Source organism: Leifsonia shinshuensis (assembly GCF_022606355.1).
In the GTDB taxonomy this organism is placed as follows: domain Bacteria; phylum Actinomycetota; class Actinomycetes; order Actinomycetales; family Microbacteriaceae; genus Leifsonia; species Leifsonia shinshuensis_B.
On sequence record NZ_JAHHZQ010000011.1, the window covers coordinates 1 to 1,283 of the forward strand.

The following is a 1,283-nucleotide window of genomic DNA, read 5'->3' on the forward strand; positions in this document are numbered from 1 at the left end:
GGGCGTGAAGAAGGGATCGGTGACAACTGATCGTTAGTGCCGGGAGGCGCTGGCGGGAAGGATGTCATCATGCCCGGTCCATATCCCCAAGAATTCCGCGAAGACGTCGTCGCGGTCGCAAGACGCCGCGAGAGCGGCGTCACCATCAAACAGATCGCCACTGACTTCGGTATCAGCGAAGCGACGCTGCAGAACTGGCTCCGTCAAGCCGATGTCGAAGAAGGCAACCGACCCGGTCAGACCGCGGCCGATGCGGCCGAGGCGCGCGAGTTGAAGAAGCGGATCCGGTTGCTCGAGCAGGAGAACGAGGTGCTCAGGAAGGCGGCGGCATATCTGTCGCAGGCCAACCTGAAACTCGGTGGCTCCCCAAAATGACATACCCGCTCGTTGCTGAGCTCGCCGACGCGGGGATTCCCGTGACGGTGTCGTGCCGGGTTCTCAAGCTCGCAAGGCAGCCCTACTACCGGTGGCGCAACGACCCGATCCGGGACGCGGACGTCCTCCGTGCCCACCGGATCAATGCCCTCCACGATGCTCACGCGGATGATCCGACCTTCGGCTACCGATACCTGGCTGACGAAGCTCGCAGGGCCGGTTGGCGGATGAGCAGGCGGACGGCGTGGAAGCTGTGTTCGCAGGCCGGGATCCTCTCCTCCGCGCAACGACGCCGCCGTGGGAAGGGCAAGAAGGCCGGCCCGCCGGTGTTCGACGACCACGTCCAGCGACAGTTCCGCGCAGACGCCCCGAACCGGGTCTGGTTGACCGATATCACGGAACATTGGACGAGCGAAGGAAAGCTCTACTGCTGCGCAATCAAAGACGTCCACTCCAACCGGATCGTGGGCTACTCGATCAGCGACCGGATGACCGCGAAGCTCGCCGTCGACGCGCTCCGCAACGCCGTCACACGGCGCGGTGACGTCGCCGGGTGCATCCTGCACGCCGACAGAGGCAGCCAGTTTCGAAGCCGCGCCATGGCCAGCGAACTCCGCCGCCACGACATGGTCGGATCGATGGGCAGAGTCGGCGCCGCCGGAGACAACGCCTCCATGGAGAGCTTCTGGTCCCTCGTTCAAACGAACGTGCTCAACCAGCAACGGTGGACGACCCGGCAGGAGCTGCGCCTCGCGATCGTCGTCTGGATCGAGAGGAAGTATCACCGGCAGCGAGCCCAGGACGCTCTCGGCGGCTTGACGCCGATCGAGTTCGAAGCGAAGCTAACCGAACAGCCGCTCTCCCTCGCGGCCTAAACCACACCTGTCACCAGTTCCTTCTTCACGCCC

Annotated in this window: 1 protein-coding gene; it reads left to right on the forward strand. The window is 64.5% G+C overall.

Going from position 1 to position 1,283, the window contains the following annotated elements; translation table 11 throughout:
• The first annotated feature begins 69 nt into the window (after window positions 1-69).
• Window positions 70-1,250 (forward strand): IS3 family transposase gene (locus tag KNO15_RS22770; RefSeq protein ID WP_374113198.1). Its coding sequence is split into 2 segments (ribosomal slippage): window positions 70-336 and window positions 339-1,250, totalling 1,179 coding nucleotides; the frame shifts between segments, so codons are not numbered across the junction.
• Window positions 1,251-1,283: the final 33 nt, after the last annotated feature.